The following is a 25,374-nucleotide window of genomic DNA, read 5'->3' on the forward strand; positions in this document are numbered from 1 at the left end:
CTCGGGTGTCCCCGGGAGGTTGCCGTGAAGATCGCGATCATGGGCGGAAGTCTCCGGAAGGGATCCCTCAACCTCAGGCTCCTGGGCCACATCGCCCGCAGCATCATGGCCCTGGGGCCCAAGGTGCGCATCGCCTCCGGCCACGAATTGCGCATCCCCCTCTATGACGCCGACGCCCCTCCCCCTCACGAGGCCGTGGCCCTGCACAACCTGCTGACGGATTCCCAGGCCCTGGTCATCGTCTCGCCCGAATACAACGCGGGCATCCCGGCCCATCTCAAGAACGCCGTGGACTGGGTCTCCACCATGACCCCCACCCCGTTCCGCGGCCTTCCGGTGCTCCTGGCGTCGGCCTCCCCCGGCGCCTTCGGCGGAGCCCGGGCGCAGATGCAGTGGCGCGCCACCCTGGCCAACCTGGGCGCCATCGCCCTGCCGGGGGGGATCACGGTGCCGCTGGCCGACCGGAACCTGGACGCGGACGGCGTGCCGCTGGATCCCAGGACGGCGGCCGAGGTCCAGAAGGCCCTGGCGGCGTTCCTGGATCTTACCGGGAAGCTTGCTGCGAGGCCCTGAGCAGCGGTTCGAGCACCTTCCACACGCTGTCGGCCACCTTCCGGGTCCCGGCTGGGTTGGGGTGGATGCCGTCCTCCTGGTTGAGCTCGGGACGCAGGGCCACCCCTTCGAGCAGGAAGGGGAGGAAGGGGAGGCGGTAGTCCTTGGCGAGGCGGGGGAAGATGCGGCCGAAGGCCTGCTGGTAGGCGCGGCCGTAGTTGTCCGGCACCATGGCTCCGGCCAGCACCACCTGGGTGCCTGAACTGCGGGCCCGGTCCAGGATGGCCCGGAGGTTGCGCTCCACCTCCGCGGGAGGCAGGCCCCGGAGGCCGTCATTGGAGCCGATGCACACGAACATGAGGTCCACCTTGTTCCGGTAGATCCAGTCCAGGCGGGCCCTGGCCCCTGCGGTCGTGTCCCCGCTCACCCCGGCGTTCACCACCTTCCAGTCCAGGCCGGCCTTGCGAAGCCGGGCCTCGATCAGGCTCGGGAAGGCCTGGGAGCGGTCCAGGCCCAGGCCCGCGGTGAGGCTGTCCCCGAGGAAGACCAGGGTCCGCTGGGCATGGACCGGATGGGGGAGGATCAGGGAGGCGAGGACGGCCAGATGGGGCAGGAAGCGCATGAAGGGGATTGTACCGGTTAATCTTGATCGATGATCGAGCTCTCCGGCCTCACCAAGACCTTCACGGCCCCGGGCGGGGAACGGCTCACCGTCCTGGAGGACCTCCACTTCCGGCTTCCCGAAGGCGGCTCCCTCGCGGTGCAGGGCCCCAGCGGCAGCGGGAAGAGCACCCTTCTTGCCATCCTGGCCGGGCTGGAGCGGCCCACCTCGGGGCAGGTGCGGGTGGCGGGCAAGCGAATTGACGACCTGGGGGAGCGGGAGCTGTCCGCCTTCCGGGCCCGGAACCTGGGTTTCGTGTTCCAGGCCTTCCACCTCCTGCCCCACTTCTCCGCCCTGCAGAACGTCTGCATCGGCGCTGAGATCGCGGGCCTGCCCTCCCCGCTGGCCCGTGCCCGGGAGGCCCTGGACCGGGTGGGCCTCGCGGAGCGGATGGGCCATCTGCCCGGCCAGCTCAGCGGCGGCGAGTGCCAGCGGGTGGCCATCGCCCGGGCCATGGTCGCCCGGCCCCCCATCCTCCTCTGCGACGAGCCCACGGGCTCCCTGGACCCCCGCAACGCCGACCACGTGTTCGAGCTGATCATGGAACTCCACCGTGACCTGGGCACCACCCTGGTGATGGTGACCCACGACCCGAGGCTCGCGGAGCGGCTGGGAACGCGCATGATCCTGGAGCGGGGGCGCATGGTCGGCCCGGCGGTGGAGCCTTGACCGGCTTCGTGCTCCGCAGCGCCCTGCGGGAGCTCCGCAACCAGGCGGGACGGCTCCTGCTCATCGCCCTGTGCATCGCCACGGGTTTCGCCGCCTTCTTCGCCACGTACGGGTTCTCGGGGCGGGTGCTGGAGGGCATCGCCTCGGAATCCCGGGCGATGCTGGGCGCCGATCTGGTGGTCACCGCCCGGGGCGCGATGCCCGAAGCGGCCCTGGAGCAGGCCAGGGCCGTCAAGGGGGCCCGGTGCCTGGTGAGCGACTTCCCGACCATGACCTCCACGGGCCCGGCGGCGGACACGGTCTCGCGGCTGGTGGAAGTCCGGAGCATCGAGGCCGGCTATCCGCTGGCCGGGCGCCTGCAGGTGGAGCCGGCCCGGGACGGTGGTGAACCCTGGGGCGCCCTGGTGGACCCGGGCCTCGCCCAGGCCTGGGGCCTGCGCGTTGCCGAGCCCGGGATGCCGGCGGAACAGCTCCTGGAGCAGCGCCGCGGCCTGCGCCTGGGCGACGGCGTGGTGCCGGTCCAGGGCATCGTGGGCCAGGACGACACGCGCCAGGCCACCGCCTTCGCCCTGGGGCCGAGGCTCTACCTGGGGGCCGCCACGGCCAGGCGGGTGGGCCTGCTTTCGCCCCGGGCGCGCTTTTCCACGCGCCTGCTCCTGAACCTCGAACCCGGGGCCTCCCCTGCCCGGGCCGCGGAGCGGTTGCGCACCGCCCTGCCCCGGGGCCTGCGGATCCAGACCCACGAGGAGGCGGCCACCGCCCTGGCCCAGCCCATCCGCAACACCAACCTCTTCATCCGGCAGCTGGGGCTCTTCACCCTGCTCCTGTCCTGCCTGGGCGCCTGGGCCATCCTCGCCGCCTACCTCAAGGGGCGCGAGAAGGACGCCGCCATCCTGAGGTGCCTGGGGGCCCCGCCCGGGGCGCCCGCGGCCATCTTCGCGCTCATCGCCGCGGTCCTGGTGGCCCTGGCCCTGGTGCTGGGCCTGGGGGCCGGGTCCGCCGCGGCGCGGGTGCTGCCGGGGCTCCTGGGCGACCTGATCCCCCAGGCCATCCGCCAGGGCAAGGCGCCCGCCCTGCCCGTGGCCGAGACGGCGGCGGCGGTCCTCATGCTGGTCCTCGTGACGGTCCCCACTCTCGCCCGGCTGAGAAACGTGAGCCCCCTGCTCCTCCTGCGCGATGGGCCCGAGGTCAAGGGCCGCCAGGTCCTGGCCCGGGTCTGCGGCGCGGGGGCCGGGATCCTGGCCTGCGGGCTGGTCGTGCTGAACGCCCCTGCGCCGAGGGTCGGCTTCGCCACCGCGGCGGGGATGGCCGCCCTCTTCGGGGTCCTTCTGGCCGCCTTCCGCCTTCTCCTGTTCCTCTACCGGCGGGGCGCCGCCACCCTCCCGCTGCCCCTGAAGCTGGCCCTGGGCCAGATGGGGGCCCGGCCCGCCCTGGGTTCGCTGCTCATGTCCGTCATCGGCCTGTCGGTCTTCCTCGTCCTCGCCACGCAGTTCGTGAAGGACGACCTGGTGCGGCCCCTGGCCAGCCGGAAGGGGGACGGCAAGCGGGCCAACCTCTTCTTCGTGGACGTACAGCGGGACCAGGTGGAGGCCATGCGCGCCCTGGCCCGCTCCGCCAGCGGCTTCGAGCCCATGGACGCGCCCATGGTGCGAGCCCGCCTGACCGCCATCGCCGGCCACCCGGTGGAGGACGGCGGCGGCGAGGCCCGCTCCATGCAGCGCCGGGAGCAGAACCTCACCTGGCGCTCCCGCCTGCGGGAATCCGAGACCGTCACGAAGGGCGCCTTCTGGCCGGACGACACCCTCCCCGGGGCCGCCCCGCGGGATGAGCTGAGCCTGGAGGAGGGCTTCGCCAGGCAGATCGGCGCGAAGCTGGGGGACGAACTGGCCTTCGACGTGGCCGGCACCGAGGTGCGCGGCCGCGTGACCAGCCTGCGGCACGTGGTGTGGCAGAGCTTTCAGATCAATTTCTTCATCGTGGTCCACCCCTCCCTCCTGCGGGGCGCCCCCGCCGTGTGGATCATGGCCGCCGAGGTGGACGGCGCCCCCGCCCGCGCCGCGCTCCAGAACGAGGCGGCCCGGCGCTTTCCCAACATCAGCACCATCGATGTGGGCGAGATCGTCGAGCGGGTGGGCAAGGTCCTGGACCTGGTGGGTCTGGTGACCCGCGCCTTGTCGGGTCTCATGCTCGCCTCCGCGCTGCTGGTGCTGGCCGCGAGCCTCCTGGCCGGCCGCTTGGGCCGCCAGCGGGACCTCGCCCTGCTGCGCACCCTGGGGGCAAGCCACGGCACCCTGCTGGCGAGCCTGGCGTGGGAGTTCCTGATCCTGGGCGGCAGCGCGGCCGTGAGCGCCGGACTCCTGGCCTGGTGGCTGGCACGGGCCTACAGCTCCCGGGTGCTTCAACTGGACGTGGCCCCGGACCCCTGGACCGCCATGCCGCTCGTGCTGCTGGCCGCAGCGCTCACCGCGGCGGTGGGCCTTGCCGGGAGCTACCGGGCCCTGCAGGCCAAGCCCATGGACGTGCTGCGGGGGGACTGATCGTGAATTCAGGTGGAGGAAGGCGTCCATGGAATCCGTGACCCTGCCGGATGGCGAGAAGGTCCCCGCGCTGGGGATGGGAACCTGGGGGATGGGGGAGGACCCCGCCCGCCGCCCCACGGAGATTGCAGCCGTGAGGCTGGGCGTCGAGCTGGGCCTGACGCTCGTCGACACCGCGGAAATGTATGGGGAAGGACGGACGGAGCAGTTCCTGGGCGAGGCGCTTGCCGGAATGCGGGATCGGGTGTTCCTGGTCAGCAAGGTCTACCCCCACAACGCCAGCCGCACGGGCGTGGTGCGCGCCTGCGAGGCGAGCCTGCGCCGGCTCCGCACGGACCGGCTCGACCTCTACCTGCTGCATTGGCCCGGGAACGAGCCGCTGGCGGAAACCGTCGCCGGGTTCGAAACCCTGAAGGCGGCTGGAAAGATCCGCCATTGGGGCGTCAGCAACTTCGATACGGGCGACATGGAGGACCTGTTCTCCGTGGCCGGCGGGGATGCCTGCGCGGTCAACCAGGTCCTGTACAACCTGACACGGCGGGGACCGGAATTCGATCTGCTCCCATGGATGGAAGCCCATGGGGTTCCGTTGATGGCCTACAGCCCCCTCGAACAGGGGGGGATCGCCAGGGACGGTGCGGTGGCCGAAATCGCCGCGCACCATGGCCTGACCCCCTGGCAGGTGGCGCTGGCCTGGGTGCTGCGCCGCCCTGGCACCCTTGCGATCCCGAAGGCTTCGCTGGAAGCGCACATGCGCGAAAACAAGGCGGCGCAAGCCCTTCGGCTGACGGAAGCCGAACGGGCGCTGCTGGACGCCCAGTTTGCCGCCCCCCGGCGAAAGCGGGCCCTGGAGATGCTCTGAGCCCGCCTGCCCGGGTTCGGGATCAGGCCTCGTCGGCCGTGGGGCCGTAGAGGGACGGCACCGGCACGTCCAGCATCCGCAGGTAGACCGTGGCCTGGGCCCGGTGATGGATGGCGTGGTTCAGCACGAACCCTCGGACCACCGCGATGCGCGGCATGGAAAAGAGCACCTTGCCGTCGGCCTTCCCGCTCCAGATCACCTGGAAATCGGCATCGCTGGCCTTGGCCAGGGCCTTGGAGGCCTCCTCCCTGCCGGCATCGAGGGTGCTGAGCAGCCCCTCGATGGTGGTGCTCGGCTTGGGCATGAGCGCCCGGGTTTCCGGCAACGCGAAATCCAACTCCGTCCGGGAGAGGGTGCTGACGATCCAGCCGGGCATGGTCGCCAGGTGGTTGGCCAGCTGGCCGAGGGTCATGGACTTCGGGTGGGGACGGTACTCCAGGTGCTCCACGGGAATACGCTCGAGCACGCGGCGCACCCCGGCGATCTCGTGTTCGAACTCAGGCAGAAGGGCTTGGGCGATGGACATCGTTGCTCCTTGTGAGGACCTCAATGTAGCGCAAAAAAAGCGAAAAGCAACACCCCGGGGCGGGAAAATCAATACTGCCCGTACCTCCCCCGCACCGACTCGAACAGCTTGGCCGAGTCGTAGCCGGTCCCGGCCTTGAACACCGTCTCCACCTTCTCGAGATCCTCGATGCGGACGGCGGGGTTGCCCCGAACCACGATCAGGTCCGCGTCCATGCCGGGCGCCACGGAGCCGATGCGGTCCTGCCGGCCCAGGAAGACGGCGCCGTTGCGGGTGGCGACCTGGATGGCCTCCACGGGGGTGAAGCCGGCCTCGACCAGGAGCTCCACCTCGCGCCAGTCGCTGATGCCGGGGATGGTGCCGCCGTTGCCGGTGGGGTCGCAGCCGGCGATGAGCAGGCCTCCCGCCGCGGCGAAGGCGCGCTCCAGGGCCATGCCGCGCTTGAAGACGGCCAGGGGCGCCTCCGGGGCGCGGGCGGCGGTGCGGTTCCGGGCCAGGAGCCAGGCTTCGCGGGCCTGCGGGCTCAGGACCTCGAGGGCCAGGGGGCGCAGGGGGGGCCGGTTGGGGATGCTGTGCTCGAAGACCGGGAGGGTGGAGGTGACCGCCACGTGGCCGGCCACCAGGGTCGCGATGAGGCGCCTGGCCTCGTCCCCGGAGGGGTCCATGGCCATGAGGGTCGGGGTGCCGTTGGCGGGGGAGGCCTGGTCGGGGGTCTTCCCCGGGTCCAGCTGGGTGTTGACGAAGAAGCCGTGCTCCAGGTCGTCGATGTGCAGGGCTGCGGCCTCGGGGTAGGTCACGGAGTTGAGGTGGCCGGTGACCTTGAGGCCGCGCCTGTGGGCGGCCTCGATGGCCGCGCCCAGCTCCGCGCGGGTGATGTACATGTAGGCCTTGAAGGAGGTGGCGCCCTGGTCCGCCCAGTAGTCCACCATGCGCCGGGCCTCCTCGGGCCCCGAAAGCTGGTGCATCTGCATGAAGGGGCTCCCGGCGCCCTCCAGGTACGGGGCCGTGACGGCGATGTGGGGGCCGGCCAGCCTGCCCTCGTCGATGAGGCGCTTGAGGTTCAGGTCGGCGTAGGGCTCGACGCTGCCTGCGGTGCGGATGGTGGTGACCCCCGCGGCCAGGTACAGGCGCGGAGAGGAGAACGTCATCTGCGGCACCAGGAGGGGCGAGTCGGCGGTGCCGTCGGGGCGCAGGTTGGGGCGGGCGATGTGGAACAGGTGGTCGTGCATGCCCACCAGCCCCGGCAGGACGGTGGCTCCGCGCAGGTCCACCACCACCCGGCCGGGGGCGGGCTGGACGTCGGCCCCGGGCGTGATGCGGGCGATGCGGCCCCCTTCGATGACCAGGTTCCGGTCCTCCACGGCGGGGCCGCCCAGGCCGTCCACGATGCGCGCATGCGCGAGGACGATGCTGGGCGCGTCGTACTTCACGAAGGGCCGGACCTCGGGCCCCAGGGGGGCCGCGGCCCGGAGGGGGCAGAGGGCCAGCATCAGGATCAGCCGTGGGAGGATCATCGCCGGGCTCCTCGAAAGGGCCCATTGTAGCGTCACAGGCCCAGCGCCTTGATCTTCTGGTAGAGGGTGCTGCGGGGGATGTCCAGGCGGCGCGCGGCGAGCTCCACCCTGCCCCCCTCCTCCTTGAGCACCTGGACGATGTGGAACCTCTCCATCTCCTTGAGGGTCAGCCGGGAGGAAACGGCCTCGGCCCCGGCCCTGGGGCTGGAGGCGAAGTCCAGGTCCACCGATTCGATGAGGAGGGTCCGGGCCCCCAGCAGGGCCCGCTCCAGGACGTTGCGCAGTTCCCGGATGTTGCCGGGCCAGCCGTGGCGCTGCAGCACGCCCAGGGCCTCGCGGCTCAGCCTGACGGGCTCGCGGCCCCACTCCTCGGTGATCCGGCCCAGGAGGCTCTGGGCCAGGTCCGGGATGTCCTCGGCCCGCTCCGAAAGGGGGGGCACGGTGATCTGGATGGCGCTGACCCGGTAGAACAGGTCGGCCCGGAACTGCCGCTCCTGCACCAGGACCTCGAGGTTCCGATGGGTGGCGCCGATGAGGCGGAAGTCCACCTTCCGGTCGTGCACCTCGCCCAGCCTCCGGAACCGCTTCTCCTCCAGGGCCTTCAGCAGCTTGGGCTGGATCTGGAGATCCATGTCGCCCAGTTCGTCCAGGAAGACCGTGCCGCGGTTGGCGGCCTCCAGCAGCCCCACCTTGGCGGCCACGGCGCCCGTGAACGCGCCCTTCTCGTGACCGAAGAGCTCGGTGTCCAGGAACTCCCGCGTGAACCCGCCGCAGTTCAGCTCCAGCAGCGGCTCGAGGCCGCGGGAGCTGTGGCGGTGCAGCCAGCGGGCCAGTTCGCTCTTGCCGGTGCCGGTGTCGCCCTGGATGAGGATGGGGCTCTCCGCCGCCGCGGCGCGGGTGGCCTGCTCCTCCAGCTTCCGGATGGCCGGACTTTCCCCCAGGAAGAGGTCCATGGCCCGCTGGGGCTTTTCCCGGGTGTCGGTGGCCACCTGCTTCCGGCGGTTGCGCTGGTTCTCCAGGACCCGCTCCAGCACCACCTGCAGGGCGGAAAGGTCCACGGGCTTGACCAGGAACTGCTCCGCCCCCAGCTGGATGGCCCGCACCGCCAGCTCGATGCTGCCCTGGGCGGTGACCAGGACGATGGGGACGCCCGCGTCGATGGCCTTGAGCCGGGGCAGAAGCTCCAGCGCGTTGCCGTCCGGCAGGGCGTAGTCCAGGGTCACCGCGTCGTACACGTCCTTGCGGTAGCGGGTCTCGGCCCCGGCGCAGGTGGCGGCCTCGTCCACGGCGTAGCCGTGGAACTCCAGGTAGTCCCGCAGGGCGAAGCGCACCGCGCCTTCGTCGTCCACCACGAGGATCTTCGGCTTGGACATGGGGCCTCAGAGGTTGGGGAGGGTGAAGGCGATGCGAAGCGCGCCGCCGGGACCGGGAGCGGCGGAGAGGGTGCCCCCGTGGGCCTCCAGGATCCGCCGGGCAACGGGGAGGGCCAGGCGCCCCATGCCGGAGGCCCGGAAATGGAAGGGCTCGAAGATCCGCCCGGGGTCCAGGTTCCCGGGCTGGAGGCCGTCCACGTGGCCAGCCGCCGAGGGCCCCGCCTCCAGGACCACCGGCAGGGCCGGGCCCCCGCCCTGCCCCAGGGCCCAGCGCAAAAGGCACACGAAGGCCTCCCGCAGGCGGGCTCCGTCGGCCAGGACCCGCACCGGCGGCCCCGCCCATTCCAGCCGGAGCTCCCTGGAGAGGTCCCGGGCATGGGGCTCGCAAGTGGCCACCGCCTCGCCCAGCACCTGCGGCAGGGAAAGGGGGACCGGTGCCTCCAGGCGGACCTCGCCGTAGGCGTTCAGCTCCTCGATGAACCCCGTGAGCTGCTCGAGGTTCCTGCGCAGGGCCCCGCCGTAGCGCCGGGCCTCCTCCCGGTCCGCGTAGCGCGCCTCGAAGGCGTCCAGGACGGCCGAGAACCCGAAGGCCGCGTTGCGAAGCTCGTGGACCAGGCCGGGCACGAAGGAGGCTCCCGCGGGGCCACGGCCGCGGTCCCGCCGTTCCGTCCGCGCCCGGGCCCGGGCCGCCATTCCCTCCAGGAGCCGCGCGGCCTGCTCCACCCCTTCGCGGAGGCGGGGCCCCAGCGGCCCGTCCACCGAGAGCACGCCCCATGCCATGCGCCCGGGGCCCAGGAGCCGGCGGCCCTGGAGGCCCGGTCCGGGCTCCTCCCACGGATCCCCGGGGGCCGGCGCCGGCATCGCCTCCAACTCCAGGCGCACCGGGGCCCCGCAGAAGGCCTCCACGGCCTCCAGCACCTGGTCCACCTCGACGGGATCGCAGAACCCCATCCTTCGGAGACGGTCCGCACGGACGGCAGGGGTGGCGGAGTTCGGGTCCAAGGGACACCTCGGAAGGGCCCATGGTAACCGCCAGGGTCACCCTAACTGAAGAAATGACTTATATTAATCGCTATTTCAGCTTTTCCAGCACGGAGTCGCTGCGGTGGGAGACGGACGTGAGGTTCTGGTTCACGTGGTTGATCTCCTGGGTGAGATTGCGCACCGCCTCCACCGACTTGCCCAGATGGTCGGCCACCACCGTGAACCCCCGGCCGTGGACCCCGGCCTTGGAGGCCTCGATGCTCGCGTTCAGGGCCAGCATCTGCATGTTGGACATGATGGAGTTGATGCGGCTCACGATGCTGTTGCTGGCGTCCAGGCTGGAGGCGATGTCGTCCTTGATGGTGGAGACCACCTGGGAGATGTCCTCGCGGGTCTGGGCGGCGTTCTCGGCCAGGACTTCCACCATCATCCGGCTGGTGAGGGAGGTGAGGAACATGGTGGCCGTGCCGCGCAGCCGCGCGCGGATCCGGGCCTCCAGTTCGGCGTCCCCGCTGGAGTCGAAGAGGAAGTCGGGCAGGTCCCCGCGGGTTGCCTCCTCGTCGTCGTGGAAGACGCGGATGCCCCTCTGCCGGGCCTCGAGGATGGCCGGAGCGGAGGTGTTCGGGTCCACCACGAAGACCACCTTCCCCACCGAGCTGTTGCCGAAGAACTTCAGGAGGCCCAGGCCGCCCCGCCCGCCGCCGATGATCCCGATGGTGAAGACCTGCTTGCCGAACCATTCGCTCACGATGCGCACCTGTCTGATGGATATCCCCCATGGTCCCACACTTCGCCGCCCGTGTCGGCCCCGGAACTTGACGGGAGGCGCTTCCCGCTAGGACCATGGACCCCTGGAGGAACCCATGGAGCCGGTCACGCTCACCGCTTCCCGGGGCCGGGTGGCCCTGAGGATGACCTGCGTGGCCATGGGCCGCGACTTGGCCGTGAGTCTTGCCGGCGGCGACCGGGAGCACATCGGCGCGGTGGCCCTGGGCCTGCCCAGGCCCAAGGGGGACGGGGCGACCACCTCGGTGCTGGCGGTGCTGGGGCACCGGGAGGACGACCTGGCACGGAGCCTCGCCACCCGCCTGGCGTCCCGCCTCGGCGTGACGGTGTGCGTGGCCTGCGGCATCCACGTGGACGGCATCAGCCGGGAGGAGCTGGCGGCCGTCCTGGAGCTGTCGGCGGAACTGGCCGACCGCCTGGTCTCCCAGGTGGAAGGGTAGACAACCGCCCCCATTGCCGGGAGGATGGACCCAACCGAAGTACCAGGCAAAGGGGAGCCTTCCATGCGCATCCAGTGGGGCGAGCAGTTCGCCACCGGGCACACCCTGGTGGACCACCAGCATGTGGCCCTGTTCGACGCCATCAACGCGTTCGACCAGGCCCTGGAGGAGGGCCTGGCTCCCCAGCGGATGGACGAGATGCTGGCCTTCCTGGAGCGCTACGCCCGGGAGCACTTCGTCACCGAGGAGTTCCTGATGGTGCGCTCGGAGTTCCCCGACCGGCCCCTGCACCGGACCGAGCACGAGCGGCTCCTCCTGCGGGTCAAGTTCATCCGGGAACTGCGCGACCAGGATCCCTCCCTGGTGCCCCCGGAAGGGCTGGGCAAGTTCCTGGGGGACTGGCTCACGAACCACATCCTCACCTGGGACCTGGCGCTGTTCCGGTACCTGAAGGAACACCCGGTGGACGCCTAGTAGGCGCTCGACGCGAGGCCCTTGCGGATGAGCTCCCGGGCCGCTTCGCGCACCGCGGGGTCCGGTTCCCTGGCTTCGCTGGTGGCGTCGAGGACGCCGGCTGCGGCATCCGCGCACTGGAACGCCGCGAGGCTGCGCAGCGCGGCGATGCGGACCCTGGGGTCGGGTTCCTGGGTGGCGTCGGCAATCCGGCGGAGCCTGAGCGCGAAAGCCCGGTTGCGCATGTCGCACACGTTCCTCACGGCCAGGGCGGCGGCTTCGCGCACCTCGGGGGACTCCTCAAGCCGGAAGCTGGCGCGGTCGAAGATCAGTCCCGACGCCAGGCCGCTGATGGTGCCCATCCCCGCGATCTCCTCGATGGCCCGGATCCGTACCTGGTGGCTGGAGGTGGACTCGGACCCCAGGATGGCGGAGAGCTCCACCAGGCGCTCGTTCACGGTGCGCGCCTGGGCCGCCCCGGCAAGTGCCGCCGCGCAACCCAGGAGGCACCCGATCAACCCTCTCACCGACATCCGGCCCCCGTTCGAGGCCTGACTATAGCACTTCCCGCCTGCTAGGCTTGGCTGGATGACCCAGACCGCCTTCACGTTCCACCCCATCGGCACCGTTCGCTCGCCCTATCGGCAGCGAATCGATGCCCCCCATCAGGCCACGGTCGACGCCCGGGGGCCCGGCGGAGCCACCCTGGAGCTGGACCCGGGCCTGCCGGAGGAGACCCTCCGCGACCTGGAGGGGTTCGCCTACATCTGGGTGGTCTTCGCCCTGCACAAGAGCGAGGGCTGGGCCCCCACCGTGCGGCCCCCCAGAGGCCCCCGGGTGAAGCGCGGCGTCTTCGCCACGCGCTCCCCCCACCGCCCCAACGCCATCGGCCTCTCCGCCGTGGAACTGCTCGGCATCGAGGGCCGCACGCTCCTCCTGGGGGACGTGGACCTCCTGGACGGCACGCCGGTGCTGGACATCAAGCCCTACGTCCCCTACGCCGACGCCTTCCCGGAGGCCCGGGCCGGCTGGATCGACGCGGTGGACGAGGCCACCGGCCTGCGGTCAGTTCCCGGCCTCAGGCGTCCCCGGTAGGCCCGGGAGGGCCGAGTACATCGCCTCGATCTCCGCCCGGAAGGCCTTCTCGATGAACTTGCGCCGGAGCTTCAGGGTGGGGGTGAGCTCCCCCAGGTCCATGGAGAACGGCCGCGAGAGGAGCGTGAACTTCTTCACCTGCTCGTACTTGGCCAGGCCCTTCTGCAGCTCCAGGATGCGGCTCTCGAAGAACGCCATCACCTTGCTGTCGCGCAGCAGGTCCGAGGGGCTCCGGTAGGCCACCCCGGCGGACCGGGCGTACTCCTCCAGGCGGTCGAAGTACGGCACGATGAGCGCCGAGACGAAGTTCCGGGAATCGGCGATGATGGCCACCTGCTCGATGAAGGCGTCCTTGGCCAGGGTGCCCTCCACGCGCTGGGGCGCGATGTACTGGCCGTTGGAGGTCTTCATCAGCTCCTTGATGCGCTCGGTGAAGATCAGGTTGCCGCCGGAATCGATGCCGCCGGCGTCGCCGGTGCGCAGGAAGCCGTCGGCGGTCATCACCCGGGCGGTCTCCTCGGGGCGCCTGTAGTAGCCGCGCATCACCGTGGGCCCCTTCACCTGCAGCTCGTTCTCCTCGCCCAGGCGCACCTCCAGCCCCTCCATGGGCCTGCCGATGGTGCCGATGGGCATGGAGCCGTCCTCCCAGCAGGAGACCGTGGCGCAGGTCTCCGAGAGGCCGTAGCCGTACTTGAGGTTGAGCCCGACGGCCTGGAAGAAGAGGTTCACGTCGTCCGCGAGGCTGGCACCGGCCACCGGCAGGAACCGGCAGCGGCCCCCGAACAGGTTGCGGATCTTGCGGAGCACGAGGGCATCGGCCACCTTGTGGCGGAGCCCCAGCCAGGGCCCGGGCCCCTTCCCTTCGATGCGCAGCCGCACCACTTGAAGGCCGATGCCCAGGGCCCAGCCGAAGAGCGCGGCCATGGGCCACCCGGCCTTGGCCATGCGGGCCTGGATGCCGGCGTAGGCCTTCTCGTAGACCCGGGGCACCGAGCACATCAGGGTCGGGCGCACGACGCCGATGGCCGCCACCACGGTCTGGGGATCCCGCAGGTACACCACCTCGGCGCCCCGGTACAGCAGGTACGCGGTCCAGGCCCTCTCGAAGATGTGGCACAGGGGCAGCATGCAGAGGGAGACGTCCTCCGGGCCCACCTTGAGCCGCAGGTCGTGGAGGTGCATGGCCGCGGCGATGTTGGCCTGGTCGAGCATCACGCCCTTGGGTTCCCCGGTGGTGCCCGAGGTGTACACCAGGGTGTAGAGGTCGTCCAGGCGGTAGCCGGCGGCGCGCGCCTCCAGTTCCGCGGCCGTGGCCGGATCCCCGCCCAGGTCCATGAGCGCCTGGAGGGTCAGCGCCTGGGGGCAGCCCCGCAGGTCGACGGAGGCATCCAGGGCCACCAGATGCGCGATCTCGCCCTGGGCCAGGAGCTCGATCCCCAGGTCCACCTGGGGCTGTTCGCCCGCGAAGAGGATCCGGATGCCCGCGTCCCGGATGATGAAGACCGCCTGCTCGAGGTTGCTGGTGGGATAGAGCGGAACCGGGACACCCCTCGCAGCGAGGATGCCCAGGTCCGACATCGTCCATTCCGGCATGTTCCGGCCGCACAGCCCCACCATCCCGCAGGGTTCGTGGCCGAGCCGGAGCAGGCCCCGGGCGATCCGGTCCATGCGCTCGCCCAGTTCCGCCCAGGTGACCGTGGCGCCTTCGCCGTGGGATCTGAGGGCCACCTTGGCCCCACGGACCGGAGCCTGTTCCCTCAGGAATCGAACCAGATGGAAATCCTGCCGCAATGAAGACTCCAATGAAATGCCCCGGAGACGGTGGGTGCTCCAGGGCAGAAGGGTCATTATATCGGAAAGCGCGCCCTTGATAGCGGAATTGGTGGGCTTGCAGGGCAAATAATGCCTAGAACCTGAATACCGCCGAGGACAGGGGCGCCAACGTCACGCTCGCGCCGCTGACGGTCACGGTGGTCGACGATGCGATGGCCGTGACTCCCGCCGAGTTCCCGTCCACGATCAGCGTCGCGCCCGCGAGGCTCACGTCTGCGGTGAAGGTCTGGGGCGAGGTGTCGGCGTTGTGGAAGACGTAGTAGGTGCCGGTGAGGTCGGTGGATACGGCCTTGTACCCGAAGGCCAGGACCGTGGAGCCGGCCCCGGCGGGGGCGATGGAGGCGAGGTTGGCCGCCAGGTAGGCGTCGGGGAGGCGGAAGGCGTTGGTGGCCTTGCGCAGGGCGATGAGGCCCTGGGTGTAGGCGTAGAGCTTGTAGCCGTCCTGGGCGGTGGCGTAGTTGGCGAAGGCTCCGGTGATGGGGTCGCCCGCGTAGACGTTGGACCAGGCCACCATGTTGACGGCGTCGGAGGCGTTGTAGGAGTTGTCCACGAAGGTCCGGATGGTGCTGGACTTGGTGTTCTGGGCGCCCTTGCCGGCCGTGGTCTCCTTGGTGCGGAACATCTCGTCCCCGGCATGGAGGAAGGCGATGCCCTGGGAGGTGAGCAGGGTCGCGTAGCCCACCTTGGCCCGCTGCAGGATGGTGGCGTCCTGGCTCCTGGCCGCGTTGGTGGCGCAGGCCAGCACGTCGTAGTAGCAGAGGTTGTCGTGGCAGGTGAGGTAGTTCACCACGTTGTTGGTGGAAGGAGCGACAAAAGTGAAACCATTGCTCATTTTGCTGGGCTTGCCTGATGCATTGGAATATAGATCGGCGATGGCCTGGCCCGCGCCCGTGAGGAAGGCGGTGGCGCCGTCGTTGGGGTAGCCGTTCTTGAAGATCTGGCGGTAGCTGTCGGAGAACATGCCGATGTTCATTCCCGCGAAGGCCGAGGCGTTGCCCTGGTCCGCCCCGGCGATGGCGTCGCCGTTGTAGTCGGCGGCGGCCCCGGTGTAGAAGCCGGTCCAGCCCTCGCCCACGAAGAGGGTCTTCGGGTTGGCGGCGGCCGCCTCGGCGTAGGCGGCCTTGATGGTCCCGGTGTCCATCACCCCCATGAGGTCGAACCGGAAGCCGTCCACATGGTAGGTGTTCACCCAGTGCTTCACGGAATCCACGATGAGCTTGCGCACCATCTTGTGCTCGGACATGACGTCCTGGCTGCCCGCGCCGTTCCTGCTGGTGGTGCGGTAGTAGTAGTTGGTGCCCGAGAGGTCGCCCAGGACGGAGGTGTTGGCGGTGTGGTTGTAGACCACGTCCAGGATCACGCCCATGCCCGCCTTGTGGATCTCGTTGACCAGGGTCTTGAGCTCGCTGATGCGGGCCGCGGGCGTGGAGGGGCTGGCGGAGTACATGCCAGAGGGCGTGAAGTAGTTCTGGGGGTCGTAGCCCCAGTTGTAGTTGGCGCCGCTGGTCACGGACGGGTCGAGCTCCCGGGTGCCGACGGCGGTCTGGTCGTAGTTGTAGTTCTGGAGGGGGCAGAGCAGCTGCACGTGGGTGACGCCCAGCTTCTGGATGTGGGGGAGCATGTCCACCAGGCCCTTGAAGGTGCCCCAGGCGTGGCCCGATGCGAACCTGGTGACCGCGGGGTCCACGGTGAGGTCCCGCACTCCGGCCTCGTAGATGATGGCGTCCCGGGCGGAGGCGTAGCCGTACGGGGCCGTGGAGCCGTTCGGGGCCTTCATGGCGGAGCCGTCGAAATAGCTGGAGGTGCCGGCATAGGGCACCCAACCGCCGTCGGGGAGGGGCCCGGCCGGGTCGAGGATCGCGCCCTTGCCCTTGGTGTCGCCGGGAATGGAGGCCTTGCCCGTGTGCACCCACTGGGCCATGGACTTGGCGTAGGCGTCCAGGACGTAGGTGCCGCCGACGTTGTAGACGTAGTATTTCTGTGCCGGGATGGGAATGGAGCCGCTGGTCCAGATCGCGTTGGCGCCCTTGGACAGGCTCACCGTGGCCGCCGGGGAGCCCAGGCTGTCGTTCCAGTTGGCGTAGAGGTTCACGGCCACCGTCGAGGCCGTGGGGTTCCAGTAGTTGAACGTGACGTTGGCGCCGCTGACCACCGCGCCCAGGTCGTTGCTGGGGATCTTGTGGTAGGCGGCGTCCGGGGCCGGGGACTGGGCCAGGTCGGCGTCGATGGAGGTGGTGGGCGTCGTCAGGGACGTGCCGCCCCCGCCCCCGCCGCAGCCGGTCCATAAAAGGGCCGAGGCGGCCGCCAAAACGAAGAACGGGTTCCTGGCCACGGCGGCCTCCTATGCGATCACAAGCGCTTGTACATCCGGGCGTAGTACTCGTCCAGCATCCGCTTGACCCCGAAGGTCTCCCGGGTGTCCTGGATGGAACGGACCATCATGTCCACCCACTGGTCCCGGTGGTCGTAGTACGTGGGCAGGACCTCTTCGGCCAGGACCTTGCGGAAGGCCTTGAAGTCGTGCCTGTCCAGCACCGCGTCCCTGGCGCTCTCGAAGCCGTCGCCGAACTGCCATCCGTTCTTCCCGTGGTCGCAGGCCTCGGGCCACCAGCCGTCGAGGATGGAGAGGTTGAGCACGCCGTTCTGGGCGGCCTTCATGCCCGAGGTGCCCGAGGCCTCCTTGGGCCGGCGCGGGTTGTTGAGCCACACGTCCGAGCCGCGGGTGAGCAGGGCGCCGATCTCCATGTCGTAGTTCTCCAGGAAGACCACGCGGCCGGGATACAGCCGGGTCATCTCCAGGATGTCCTCCACGATGACCTTCCCGTTGTCGTCCAGCGGATGGGCCTTGCCCGAGAAGACGATCTGAACCTTGCCGCTCCTGAGCAGGGGCTCGATGAAGCTGCGGTCCGTGAAGATGAAGTTGGAGCGCTTGTAGGGCGCGGCGCGCCGGGAAAAGCCGATGAGGAGGGCCTCGGGATCCAGCTTCACGCCGTTGCGGGCCTCCACGAAGGCGATGAGCTTATGCTTGTTCTCCATGTGGCGGTTCCAGAGGGCGTCCTTCCTCCCCTTGGCGGCCAGCTCCAGCATCTTCGGATCCACCCAGGTGCCCTGGTGGATGGCGTTGGTGATGCCGATGATCTCGCAGCGGCCCTTGATGCCCTTCCACATGTCGTTGGCGGTGACCCGGTGCAGCTCGGCCACGGCGTTGGCGATGCGGCTCATGCGCAGGGCCCCCACGGTCATGTTGAAGGGCGAGCCCCCCAGCTGCTTGAGCTGGGCCCGGGTCAGGCCCAGGTTGGCGCCCAGGTACATGAACCGGTCGATGGGGTGGGACTCGTTGCCCTGCACGATGGGGGTGTGGGTGGTGAAGACCACCTCCTCCCGGGTGCGGGCCAGGGCGTCCTGGAAGGTGGCGCCCCGAGCCATGCGCCGCCGGATGAGCTCGAACCCGCCGAAGAGCGCGTGGCCCTCGTTGAAGTGGTAGACGTCGGGCTTGATCTTCAGGGCCTGCAGGGCCCGCACGCCGCCGATGCCCAGCACCATCTCCTGGGCCACCCGCTCCTCGCCGAACCAGCCGTAGAGCTGGCCCGTGATCCAGCGGGCCTCGCCGTCGTTGGCCTCCAGGTCGGTGTCCAGCAGGTAGAGGGTGTCCACGCCGTAGGACGTGACCTTCCAGACCTTGATGTGCACGGGGCGGCCCTTGATGTCGACCTTGACCGTGACCTTGGTGTCCTCCAGGAAGCCGTGGTCCCCGGTGCGGAAGGCGTCGAAGACCTTGCCGGTGACCGGGTCCACGTGCTGTTCGCCGTAGCCCTGCTTCCAGCGGATGCCGATGCCCACCATGGGGAAGCCGTGGTCCTTGACGCCCTTGAAGTAGTCGCCGGCGAGGATGCCCAGGCCTCCGGAATAGATCTTGAAGGTGCTCTCCAGGGCGTATTCCATGCAGAAATAGGCGACCTGAGGTAGTTTCGAAGCCATCGTGGAGTTCCTTGACTAGTTGGCCCGCTCGAGCAGGACATAGGTTTCGGCCTGGACCTTCACGGCCCCTCCCGCCACCGTGGCGGTGCGGCCCGTGTAGGCGTCCCGGAGGCTCTCGCCGTCCTTGAAGGCGCCGGCCACGGGGATGGTCGCCTCGCCCTTGGCGCCCATGGCCACCACCACGCAGTCCCCGGAGGGCGCGTCGATGCGGCTGAAGACGTAGGGGGAGGAACCGAGCTGCTTGTGGACGCCCTTGGCCAGGGCCAGGTGGCGGCTGCGGAACGTGCCGAGCTTGCGCCAGTGGGCCAGCACCTTCGCGTCCGGGGCCGTCCAGTTCATGTCGGACCGCGTCCCCTGCTGGAAGTCGGTGCGGGGTTCGTACCCGGCGGGCCGCGCGGTCTCGTCGCCGTAGAAGATCTGCACCCCGCCGGGGGCCAGCATCAGGGCGGCGCCGCCGACCACGAGCTTCTCCCGGTCGAACAGCTTCGTGTCGTGGGACGAAAGGTAGTTCAGCATGTGGACGGGCATGCCGGCCTGGAGCTTCGCGTATCCGGCGAAGAGCTTCTCGGGCTTGGCGAACTCCCCTTCGTCGTTCTGGAAGTCGAAGTTGAGCATCGCGTCGAAGCCGAAGGAATGCATCTTGTGCCTGGCGGGCCCGACGCCCCAGAACTCGCCCACCATCCAGAAAGGGGCGTCGTCGATCTTGTTGGCGGGATGCGCGGCCTTCCACTCCGCCAGGGCCTTGACCCCCTCGGCCTTGAGCTGCGCCCAGGCCTCGGGCTCCACGTGCTTGACGGTGTCGCAGCGGAAGCCGTCCACGCCGTAGGTGCGCACCCAGTCGGTGAGCCAGTTGATCAGGTAGCCCCGCACGGTCGTGTTGGGCAGGTCCACGGCCCGGGTGTCGGGCTTGTTCTTGAGGAACTTCGGAAGCTTCACGAAGTCCTTGCTCTCGGTGCGGAAGTCGGGGAGGAAGGCCAGCTGCATGGTGAGGTCGTCGCGCCCTCCGTCGAGGTACCCGGGAAGGCCCGCCCGCACCCAGTCCCTGCCCCACCAGTCCAGGAACTTGAAGCTGTTGTAGTCGATGTAGTTGTGGTAGTTCTTCAGCGTGGCCTTCTCCGAGCCCTCGAAGAGCACGTCCACCTTCAGTTCCCGGGCGGTCTGCAGGTCCAGGTAGCCGGGGTGGTTCATGACGATGTCGAACAGGACGCGGATGCCCTGGGCGTGGGCCGTGTCGATCAGCTCCTTCAGATCCGCGGGGGTGCCCAGGTTCCTGTCCACCACCGTGTAGTCAAGGGCGTAGTAGCCGTGGTAGGCGTAGTGCTTGAACTCGGCCTTGCCCCCCTGCACCCAGCCGTGGATCTGCTCGTAGGGCGCCGTTATCCAGATGGCGTTCACGCCCAGCTGCTTGAACCAGCCTTCCTTGAGCTTCTGGGTGACGCCCTTGAGGTCGCCCCCGTGGAAGGTGGCCACGTCGTCCTTGGGCAGGGCCTCCCGCCTGCGTCCGTAGCTGCCGTCGTTGGAGGGATCGGCGTTGACGAACCGGTCGGTCATGAGGAAGTACACGATCGGATTGTCCGCGAAGGACCCGGGCACGGAGGCCGGGGCCCCCTGGGCCAGGAGCGCGGCGCCGGAGAGCGCCAGGGAAAGCCGGAACGCGTGGGAGAGGGTTCGCAGGGTCATGGGAGGCTCGCTGGTCGTGAAAAGGGGCCGGGCCGGTGATGGCCTTCCGGTCACCACCGGCCCCAGTTGCTTGGAATTCCGGCTACTTGTACTCGGGGTGGCCGGCCTTGACCTCGTCCAGGGAGAAGTAGGTCTTGCTGTCCCCTTCCCAGACCCAGGCTTCCTTGTTGGTCATGCCGTCGAAGCTCATGTCCTTGCCGCCCTGCTCCTTGATGTCGCCCTTGTGGATGATGTAGTTGACGACCATCTTGGTGCGGGTCTTGAACTCGGCGGCTTCCCGGGTCCAGTAGACGCCGAAGGCGTCCTTGCCGGTGGGGGGCATGGGGGTGGGCCACTCCACGCCTTCCAGGGGCATGTTGGGGCTCTTCCAGAGGTGGATGCCCCACTTCTCGTAGTTGCCGTCCACGCGGTGGTAGTGGATGGTGATGTTGGGGCCGGCGGCGGGAGCCTGGGCCTGGGCGGGGGAGAGGGTGGCGAAGGCCAGCGCGACGGCGGCGAACACCTTGACGAGGGTGGAACGGAGGCTCATGTCGGGCTCCTGGGTTGAGGTTCGAGGGCACGGCCCTCGGAAGGGGTGAAGGGGAGGGCCGGCTCAGCCCTTGGTGCCGCCGGAGGTGAGCCCGGCGATCAGGCCTTTCTGGGCCAGCATGAAGACGACGGTGATGGGCAGGCCGGAGAGGATGGCCGCCGCTGCGAAATCCCCCCACATGTACTTCTGGGGGTAGAGGAAGGAGTTGGCGCCCACGGCCAGGGTGAGGTTCTTCTGGGAGTGGAGCAGGATGGAGGCCACCGGGTACTCGATGATCGCCCCGATGAAGGCCAGCAGGAACACCACCATGAGGATGGGCAGGGCCATGGGCAGCAGCACGCGCCAGAAGGCCTGCCAGGGCGTGGCTCCGTCCACGGTGGCGGCCTCCTCGATCTCGGCGGGGATGGTCTCGTAGAACCCCTTGATGGTCCAGACGTGCAGGGCGATGCCGCCGGAGTAGGCCAGCACCAGGGACCAGAGGCTGTCCATGCCGAACAGCGGGAAGGCGTTGCCGATGCGGGTGAAGATGGAGTGGATGGCCACCAGGGCCAGGACCGAGGGGAACATCTGCATGAGCATGAGGCCCGTCAGCGCGGCCTTCTTCCCGGCGAACCGCATGCGGGCGAAGGCGTAGGCCGCGGTGGTGCTCAGCAGGAGCCCGATGCAGGCCGAGACCAGGGCCACCCGGATGGAGTTCCAGAGCCAGCGCAGCACGGGCAGGTCGGGAGAGACGAGGGCGCCGTCAGGGCCCACCGAGGGCAGGCCCAGAGCGAAGCGCCAGTGCTCGAAGCTGATCTCCCTGGGAATGAGCCGGCCGGTGGCGAAATTGCCGGGCCGAAGCGAGATGGAGATGGTCAGCAGGAACGGGAAGATGACGAGGGCGCAGAGGCACACGAGGAACAGGTGGGCCGCGTAGACCCTCCAGCGCTGCGACTTGTTGGTTACGATGGCCATGGTTCCCCCTCAGCGCTTCTCGTCGTCGGCGATCCTGGTGTAGCGGATCTGGACGAGGGTGATGGCGGCGACCAGCAGGAAGATCACCGTGGAGATGGCGGCCCCGAGGCCGAACTGCTGCCCGGAGTCCACGAAGGCGTTCCGGTACACGTACGAGATGAGGATGTCGGTGGTGCCCGCCTGGATCGTGGTGTCCAGGAAGTCCGGCCGGCCTCCGGTCAACAGCGAGATGAGCACGAAGTTGTTGAAATTGAAGGCGAACGACGAGATCAGCAGGGGCAGCATGGGCCGCTTGATGAGCGGCAGGGTGATCTTGAAGAAGTTGGTGAGGGGCCCGGCCCCCGCCACCGCCGAGGCCTCGTAGAGGTCCATGGGGATGGCCTTGATGAGGCCCATGCAGACCACCATCATGTATGGGAAGCCCAGCCAGGTGTTGACGATGAGCAGCATCACCTTCGCCAGGAAGGGATCCGAGAACCAGCCCGGACGGATGCCGAACATGGCGTCGAGTATCAGGTTGATCTCGCCCATGTTGTTGTTGAACAGGCCCTTGAACACCAGGATGGAGATGAACCCGGGCACGGCGTAGGGCAGGAAGAGCAGCAGCCGGTAGACGCTGCGGAAGCGCAGGGCCTCCCAGTTCAGGATCACCGCGAGCACCATGCCCAGGGAGAAGGAGAAGAGCACCGAGAGCCCGGCGAAGATCACGGTCCAGATGAAGATCCGGATGAAGGGCTCGCGGTACTTGGGCTCCAGGAAGATGCGCTTGTAGTTGTCCCAGCCGATCTTCACCTGGAACCCGGGGAGCACCTGCTCCCCGGCCGGCGTCTCGTAGAAGCCGGTGCGGACGTTGGGCCTGATGACGGTGCCGTCCTGGTTGTTCAGGAGGCTGCCGTCCCCCTTGGGCGTGTAGAGGCGCTTCATCGCCGCGAATTCGCTGAGCCCGGTCATGCCGAGCCTGGCGCCGTTGGGCATCGTCACGGTGAGCTTCTTGAGGTTGTCCTCGTTGGCGATGATGTCGCCCAGCTCCACCGGGTCGCCCGGGGTGAAGCCGGCCTCCGCCTCGGGTCCGGCCTTGACTTCCACCGGCGCGTCGCCGGGCATGGCGAAGGCGGGCGTGAAGTAGACGGCCCCGCCCTCGGAGTCCTCGAGGCGGGCGCGGAACTTCGCGCCGTCGGGAAACAGGGAGAAGCCGAAGGTGTTGCTCTCGCCCGCGTAGGTCTGGTCCAGCAGGTACTGGGTGGCCCGGGGGAACTCGAGGAGGTTCTTGGAGCTGTAGTTGGAGAAGCCGATGAAGATGGTGTAGATGACCGGGAAGACCACGAAGATGATGGCCGCCGCGATGCCGGGGAACAGGTACCGGTATGCATAGGTCTTCTTCGAGAGGTAGATCCAGGCGGCGAGGGCGATGATGACCAGGAAGGTGCCGGCCAGGAGCGCCTCGCCCGTCGCGTAGATGACGGTGACGAGGAACAGCGCGGCGACGACAAGCAGGGCCAGGAAGGCTCGGCCCAGGTTGCGTCGGATGGCGGGTGGGAGGGTCATTTCGTCGTGTCCGCGGAAACGGGCGGGAGGCCTTGCGGCCCCCCGCCCTGGGATGAGCCTACTTGGCGAGGATCCGCTTGGCGGCGGCGTCCATGGCTTCCTTGGGGCTCCGGCGGCCGTCGGTCATGCTGCCCAGGGCGCTGAGCATGGCGGCCCAGAAGCGGCCCATCTCGGGGTTGTTGGGCATGATGACGCCGTCCTTGGCGCTGGCCATGGTGGCCTGGACGCGGGGATCACCCTTGATCTGGTTGAAGAACTCCAGGTTGGCGGGGGCGCCCAGGGCCACGTCGGCGTTGATCTTCTTGAGGCCGGCGGGGACGAGCATCCAGTTCTCGATGAACTCCTTGGCGATGGCGGGGTTCTTGCTGGCCTTGGGGATCATGGCGCCGGTGATGCCGACCATGGGCCGGGAGGGCTTGCCGTCCACGGCGGGGAGCTTGGCGACGCCGTAGTTGATCTTGGCCTTGGCCACGTTGTCCCAGGCCCAGGCGCCGCTGATCATCATGCCGATCTTGCCTTCGGCCATGGCGGTCTCCATCTCGGCGTAGCCCGCCTCGGGAGGCATGACGTCCTCCTTGATCAGCCTGTCCAGGATGGCGGCGCCCTTGACGGCCCCGGCGTTGTTCACGCCCGTGTCGCGCGCGTCATAGGTGCCGTCGGGACGGCGCTTGAAGGCGTAGCCGCCCCAGGCCTGCAGCATGGGGAAGGTGAAGTAGGTGTTGTTGTAGTCCCAGAGGATGGCGTGCTTGCCCTGGGGCTTGAGCTTCTTCTCGATGGCGAACACCTCGTCCCAGGTCTTGGGGGGCTCGGGCACCAGGGCCTTGTTGTAGATGAGGCCCACGGCCTCGATGGAGAGGGGGTAGCCCCAGGTCTTGCCCTGGATGGTGAAGGCTTCCCACGCCATGGGCACCACGCCGTCCTTGAACTTCTTGTTGGGGCGCACTTCGGTGAGGAGGCCGCCCGCCATCCACTCGCCGACGCGGTCGTGGGCCCAGATCCAGATGTCGGGGCCCTTGCCTTCGCTGGAGGCCTGCTGGAACTTGCCCGGGGCGTCCTCGGGGTGCTCGACGACGACCTTGATGCCGGTCTTCTTGGTGAAGTCGTCGCCCACCTTCTGCAGGCCCTTGTACCCCTTGTCGCCGTTGATCCAGATGGTCAGGGGGCCCTTGGGGGCCGCGGCGGTCAGCGCGCTGATGCCGCCGGCCACGACCAGCGCGGCCGCGGTGGCCAGCCTGGCGATTTTCGAGTGCGTGCTCACGGGATTCTCCTTGGTGATGGGATGTGGATGGAGGGGGCTCAGTCCTTCGGAAGGACCTTGCCGGATGCGTCGAACAGGTAGCAGTGCTCCGCGGGGAACGTCAGGAACGCGCTGTCGCCCGTGGTGAGGGGATTGTCGGGATCGGACTTCACGGTGAGGGTCTCGGGGCAGCTCGGGGCGACCACGTAGAGGTAGGTGATGTCCCCCAGGTGTTCGGCCAGCTGGATGTGGGCCGGCGCGGCGCCCTCCACGCCCTGCTTGGAGGCCAGGAGGTGCTCCGGGCGGATCCCCAGGGTCAGCGGCGAGCCCGGCGCCAGGCCATGGGACTTCGCCTGCACGCGGATGGAGGTGCCGTCCGTGAGGCTCACCAGGGTGGAGCCCTCCTGGGCCGACACCAGGGTGCAGGGGAGGAAGTTCATCTTGGGCGAGCCGATGAAACCGGCCACGAAGAGGTTGGCGGGCTTGTGGTAGAGCTCCAGGGGCGTGCCCACCTGCTCGATGAGGCCCTTGTTCATCACCACGATGCGGTTGGCCAGCGTCATGGCCTCCACCTGGTCGTGGGTGACGTAGACCATGGTGGTCTTCAGCTCGTGGTGGAGCCTGCTGAGCTCCACCCGCATCTGCACCCGCAGCGCGGCGTCCAGGTTGGAAAGCGGCTCGTCGAAGAGGAAGACGTCCGGCTTGCGGACGATGGCCCTGCCGATGGCCACGCGCTGGCGCTGGCCGCCGGAGAGGGCCTTGGGCTTGCGGTCCAGGAGGGGCTCGATCTGGAGGATGGCCGCGGCCCGGGCCACGGCCGCCGAGATCTCCTGCTTGGACGCCCCGGCCAGCTTGAGGCCGAAGGCCATGTTCTCGGCCACGGTCATGTGGGGGTAGAGGGCGTAGCTCTGGAAGACCATGGCGATGCCGCGCTTGGAGGGCGGCACGTCGTTGACCAGCTTGCCCCCGATGTGAAGCTCCCCGGACGTGATCTCCTCGAGGCCCGCGATGCAGCGCAGGAGGGTGGACTTGCCGCAGCCCGAGGGGCCGACGAAGACGATGAACTCCCCGTCGTGGATGTCCAGGTCCAGGCCTTGGAGGATCATCACGTCGCCATAGGCCTTTTTCAGTGCTTTGATTTGGAGATCGCCCATGAGGTTGCTTCC

23 protein-coding genes are annotated in these 25,374 nt (G+C 69.1%); 7 read left to right on the top strand and 16 right to left on the bottom strand.

Annotated features, from left to right (window positions below; genetic code table 11):
• The first annotated feature begins 24 nt into the window (after positions 1-24).
• Complete coding sequence (locus RAH40_RS08550; RefSeq protein WP_306601675.1) at positions 25-573, top strand: NADPH-dependent FMN reductase; 549 nt, start codon at positions 25-27, stop codon at positions 571-573.
• On the opposite strand, the gene RAH40_RS08555 is transcribed toward RAH40_RS08550, so the two are convergent.
• A complete protein-coding gene (locus RAH40_RS08555; protein ID WP_306601676.1) occupies positions 545-1,174 on the bottom strand; it encodes an arylesterase in 630 nt (209 codons plus the stop codon). The genes RAH40_RS08550 and RAH40_RS08555 overlap by 29 nt on opposite strands.
• A gap of 30 nt (positions 1,175-1,204) precedes the next feature.
• On the opposite strand from RAH40_RS08555, the gene RAH40_RS08560 reads away from it, so the two are divergent.
• The 3 genes from RAH40_RS08560 to RAH40_RS08570 are packed head-to-tail and all read left to right on the top strand — an operon-like array spanning position 1,205 to position 5,281.
• Positions 1,205-1,882, top strand: a complete 678-nt coding sequence (locus RAH40_RS08560; protein WP_306601677.1) for an ABC transporter ATP-binding protein — start codon at positions 1,205-1,207, stop codon at positions 1,880-1,882.
• A complete protein-coding gene (locus RAH40_RS08565) occupies positions 1,879-4,419 on the top strand; it encodes an ABC transporter permease (protein ID WP_306601678.1) in 2,541 nt (846 codons plus the stop codon). The genes RAH40_RS08560 and RAH40_RS08565 overlap by 4 nt, the downstream gene beginning before the upstream one ends.
• A 28-nt stretch (positions 4,420-4,447) precedes the next feature.
• Complete coding sequence (locus RAH40_RS08570) at positions 4,448-5,281, top strand: aldo/keto reductase (protein WP_306601679.1); 834 nt, start codon at positions 4,448-4,450, stop codon at positions 5,279-5,281.
• Between the two features lie 22 nt (positions 5,282-5,303).
• On the opposite strand, the gene RAH40_RS08575 is transcribed toward RAH40_RS08570, so the two are convergent.
• The 5 genes from RAH40_RS08575 to RAH40_RS08595 all read right to left on the bottom strand — a co-directional run bounded on the left by RAH40_RS08575 (position 5,304) and on the right by RAH40_RS08595 (position 10,426).
• Complete coding sequence (locus tag RAH40_RS08575; RefSeq protein WP_306601680.1) at positions 5,304-5,807, bottom strand: DinB family protein; 504 nt, start codon at positions 5,805-5,807, stop codon at positions 5,304-5,306.
• Positions 5,808-5,875: 68 nt separating this feature from the next.
• Positions 5,876-7,321 (bottom strand): amidohydrolase family protein, encoded by a 1,446-nt coding sequence (locus tag RAH40_RS08580; RefSeq protein WP_306601681.1) that lies wholly within the window; start codon positions 7,319-7,321, stop codon positions 5,876-5,878.
• A 32-nt stretch (positions 7,322-7,353) separates the two neighbouring features.
• Complete coding sequence (locus RAH40_RS08585) at positions 7,354-8,694, bottom strand: sigma-54 dependent transcriptional regulator (RefSeq protein ID WP_306601683.1); 1,341 nt, start codon at positions 8,692-8,694, stop codon at positions 7,354-7,356.
• A gap of 6 nt (positions 8,695-8,700) precedes the next feature.
• Positions 8,701-9,696, bottom strand: a complete 996-nt coding sequence (locus RAH40_RS08590) for a sensor histidine kinase KdpD (protein WP_306601685.1) — start codon at positions 9,694-9,696, stop codon at positions 8,701-8,703.
• Positions 9,697-9,766: 70 nt separating this feature from the next.
• A complete protein-coding gene (locus RAH40_RS08595) occupies positions 9,767-10,426 on the bottom strand; it encodes a methyl-accepting chemotaxis protein (RefSeq protein ID WP_306601686.1) in 660 nt (219 codons plus the stop codon).
• 115 nt (positions 10,427-10,541) lie between these two features.
• On the opposite strand from RAH40_RS08595, the gene RAH40_RS08600 reads away from it, so the two are divergent.
• Both RAH40_RS08600 and RAH40_RS08605 read left to right on the top strand, forming a co-directional pair.
• Positions 10,542-10,904, top strand: coding sequence for a proteasome assembly chaperone 4 family protein (locus RAH40_RS08600; protein ID WP_306601687.1), 363 nt, complete (start codon positions 10,542-10,544; stop codon positions 10,902-10,904).
• A 63-nt stretch (positions 10,905-10,967) separates the two neighbouring features.
• Entirely contained in the window at positions 10,968-11,378 is a 411-nt protein-coding gene (locus RAH40_RS08605; RefSeq protein ID WP_306601688.1) for a bacteriohemerythrin, read from the top strand.
• Here RAH40_RS08605 and RAH40_RS08610 read toward each other — a convergent pair.
• Positions 11,375-11,875, bottom strand: coding sequence for a hypothetical protein (locus RAH40_RS08610; RefSeq protein WP_306601689.1), 501 nt, complete (start codon positions 11,873-11,875; stop codon positions 11,375-11,377). The genes RAH40_RS08605 and RAH40_RS08610 overlap by 4 nt on opposite strands.
• 70 nt (positions 11,876-11,945) lie before the next feature.
• On the opposite strand from RAH40_RS08610, the gene tsaA reads away from it, so the two are divergent.
• Positions 11,946-12,452: a tRNA (N6-threonylcarbamoyladenosine(37)-N6)-methyltransferase TrmO gene (tsaA, locus tag RAH40_RS08615; RefSeq protein WP_306601690.1), complete on the top strand. Its 507-nt coding sequence runs from the start codon at positions 11,946-11,948 to the stop codon at positions 12,450-12,452.
• Here the strand turns inward: tsaA and RAH40_RS08620 are convergent.
• The 9 genes from RAH40_RS08620 to RAH40_RS08660 form a co-directional block, all read right to left on the bottom strand.
• On the bottom strand, positions 12,423-14,300 hold the full coding sequence (locus tag RAH40_RS08620; RefSeq protein ID WP_306601691.1) for a long-chain fatty acid--CoA ligase: 1,878 nt from the start codon (positions 14,298-14,300) through the stop codon (positions 12,423-12,425). The two genes, tsaA and RAH40_RS08620, sit on opposite strands and share 30 nt — an antisense overlap.
• Positions 14,301-14,358: 58 nt before the next feature.
• Positions 14,359-16,617, bottom strand: coding sequence for an alpha-amylase family glycosyl hydrolase (locus RAH40_RS08625; RefSeq protein ID WP_306601692.1), 2,259 nt, complete (start codon positions 16,615-16,617; stop codon positions 14,359-14,361).
• A 17-nt stretch (positions 16,618-16,634) separates the two neighbouring features.
• Entirely contained in the window at positions 16,635-18,263 is a 1,629-nt protein-coding gene (glgP, locus tag RAH40_RS08630; protein WP_306601693.1) for an alpha-glucan family phosphorylase, read from the bottom strand.
• A gap of 15 nt (positions 18,264-18,278) precedes the next feature.
• Positions 18,279-19,943: an alpha-amylase family glycosyl hydrolase gene (locus tag RAH40_RS08635; RefSeq protein ID WP_306601694.1), complete on the bottom strand. Its 1,665-nt coding sequence runs from the start codon at positions 19,941-19,943 to the stop codon at positions 18,279-18,281.
• An 82-nt stretch (positions 19,944-20,025) separates the two neighbouring features.
• Positions 20,026-20,472, bottom strand: a complete 447-nt coding sequence (locus tag RAH40_RS08640; RefSeq protein ID WP_306601695.1) for a pullulanase-associated domain-containing protein — start codon at positions 20,470-20,472, stop codon at positions 20,026-20,028.
• 63 nt (positions 20,473-20,535) lie between these two features.
• Positions 20,536-21,426 carry a maltose ABC transporter permease MalG gene (malG, locus tag RAH40_RS08645; protein ID WP_306601696.1) on the bottom strand — a complete coding sequence of 297 codons (891 nt, stop codon included), beginning with the start codon at positions 21,424-21,426 and terminating at the stop codon, positions 20,536-20,538.
• 9 nt (positions 21,427-21,435) lie between these two features.
• Entirely contained in the window at positions 21,436-22,971 is a 1,536-nt protein-coding gene (gene malF / locus RAH40_RS08650) for a maltose ABC transporter permease MalF (protein WP_306601697.1), read from the bottom strand.
• A gap of 58 nt (positions 22,972-23,029) precedes the next feature.
• On the bottom strand, positions 23,030-24,229 hold the full coding sequence (gene malE, locus RAH40_RS08655) for a maltose/maltodextrin ABC transporter substrate-binding protein MalE (protein ID WP_306601698.1): 1,200 nt from the start codon (positions 24,227-24,229) through the stop codon (positions 23,030-23,032).
• Between the two features lie 38 nt (positions 24,230-24,267).
• Complete coding sequence (locus tag RAH40_RS08660; protein WP_306601699.1) at positions 24,268-25,362, bottom strand: ABC transporter ATP-binding protein; 1,095 nt, start codon at positions 25,360-25,362, stop codon at positions 24,268-24,270.
• Between the last annotated feature and the right edge of the window lie 12 nt (positions 25,363-25,374).

This window comes from Geothrix sp. 21YS21S-2, assembly GCF_030846775.1.
Lineage (GTDB): Bacteria > Acidobacteriota > Holophagae > Holophagales > Holophagaceae > Mesoterricola.

Bases quoted from the DNA above. Each gene is read 5' to 3' on its own strand.
- malF (WP_306601697.1), bottom strand. From the start codon at position 22,971: ATGACCCTCCCACCCGCCATCCGACGCAACCTGGGCCGAGCCTTCCTG.
- RAH40_RS08640 (WP_306601695.1), bottom strand. From the start codon at position 20,472: ATGAGCCTCCGTTCCACCCTCGTCAAGGTGTTCGCCGCCGTCGCGCTG.
- glgP (WP_306601693.1), bottom strand. From the start codon at position 18,263: ATGGCTTCGAAACTACCTCAGGTCGCCTATTTCTGCATGGAATACGCC.
- RAH40_RS08600 (WP_306601687.1), top strand. From the start codon at position 10,542: ATGGAGCCGGTCACGCTCACCGCTTCCCGGGGCCGGGTGGCCCTGAGG.
- RAH40_RS08660 (WP_306601699.1), bottom strand. From the start codon at position 25,362: ATGGGCGATCTCCAAATCAAAGCACTGAAAAAGGCCTATGGCGACGTG.
- RAH40_RS08580 (WP_306601681.1), bottom strand. From the start codon at position 7,321: ATGATCCTCCCACGGCTGATCCTGATGCTGGCCCTCTGCCCCCTCCGG.
- RAH40_RS08575 (WP_306601680.1), bottom strand. From the start codon at position 5,807: ATGTCCATCGCCCAAGCCCTTCTGCCTGAGTTCGAACACGAGATCGCC.
- malG (WP_306601696.1), bottom strand. From the start codon at position 21,426: ATGGCCATCGTAACCAACAAGTCGCAGCGCTGGAGGGTCTACGCGGCC.
- RAH40_RS08560 (WP_306601677.1), top strand. From the start codon at position 1,205: ATGATCGAGCTCTCCGGCCTCACCAAGACCTTCACGGCCCCGGGCGGG.
- RAH40_RS08620 (WP_306601691.1), bottom strand. From the start codon at position 14,300: ATGACCCTTCTGCCCTGGAGCACCCACCGTCTCCGGGGCATTTCATTG.
- RAH40_RS08605 (WP_306601688.1), top strand. From the start codon at position 10,968: ATGCGCATCCAGTGGGGCGAGCAGTTCGCCACCGGGCACACCCTGGTG.
- RAH40_RS08635 (WP_306601694.1), bottom strand. From the start codon at position 19,943: ATGACCCTGCGAACCCTCTCCCACGCGTTCCGGCTTTCCCTGGCGCTC.
- RAH40_RS08570 (WP_306601679.1), top strand. From the start codon at position 4,448: ATGGAATCCGTGACCCTGCCGGATGGCGAGAAGGTCCCCGCGCTGGGG.
- RAH40_RS08555 (WP_306601676.1), bottom strand. From the start codon at position 1,174: ATGCGCTTCCTGCCCCATCTGGCCGTCCTCGCCTCCCTGATCCTCCCC.
- RAH40_RS08585 (WP_306601683.1), bottom strand. From the start codon at position 8,694: ATGTCCAAGCCGAAGATCCTCGTGGTGGACGACGAAGGCGCGGTGCGC.
- tsaA (WP_306601690.1), top strand. From the start codon at position 11,946: ATGACCCAGACCGCCTTCACGTTCCACCCCATCGGCACCGTTCGCTCG.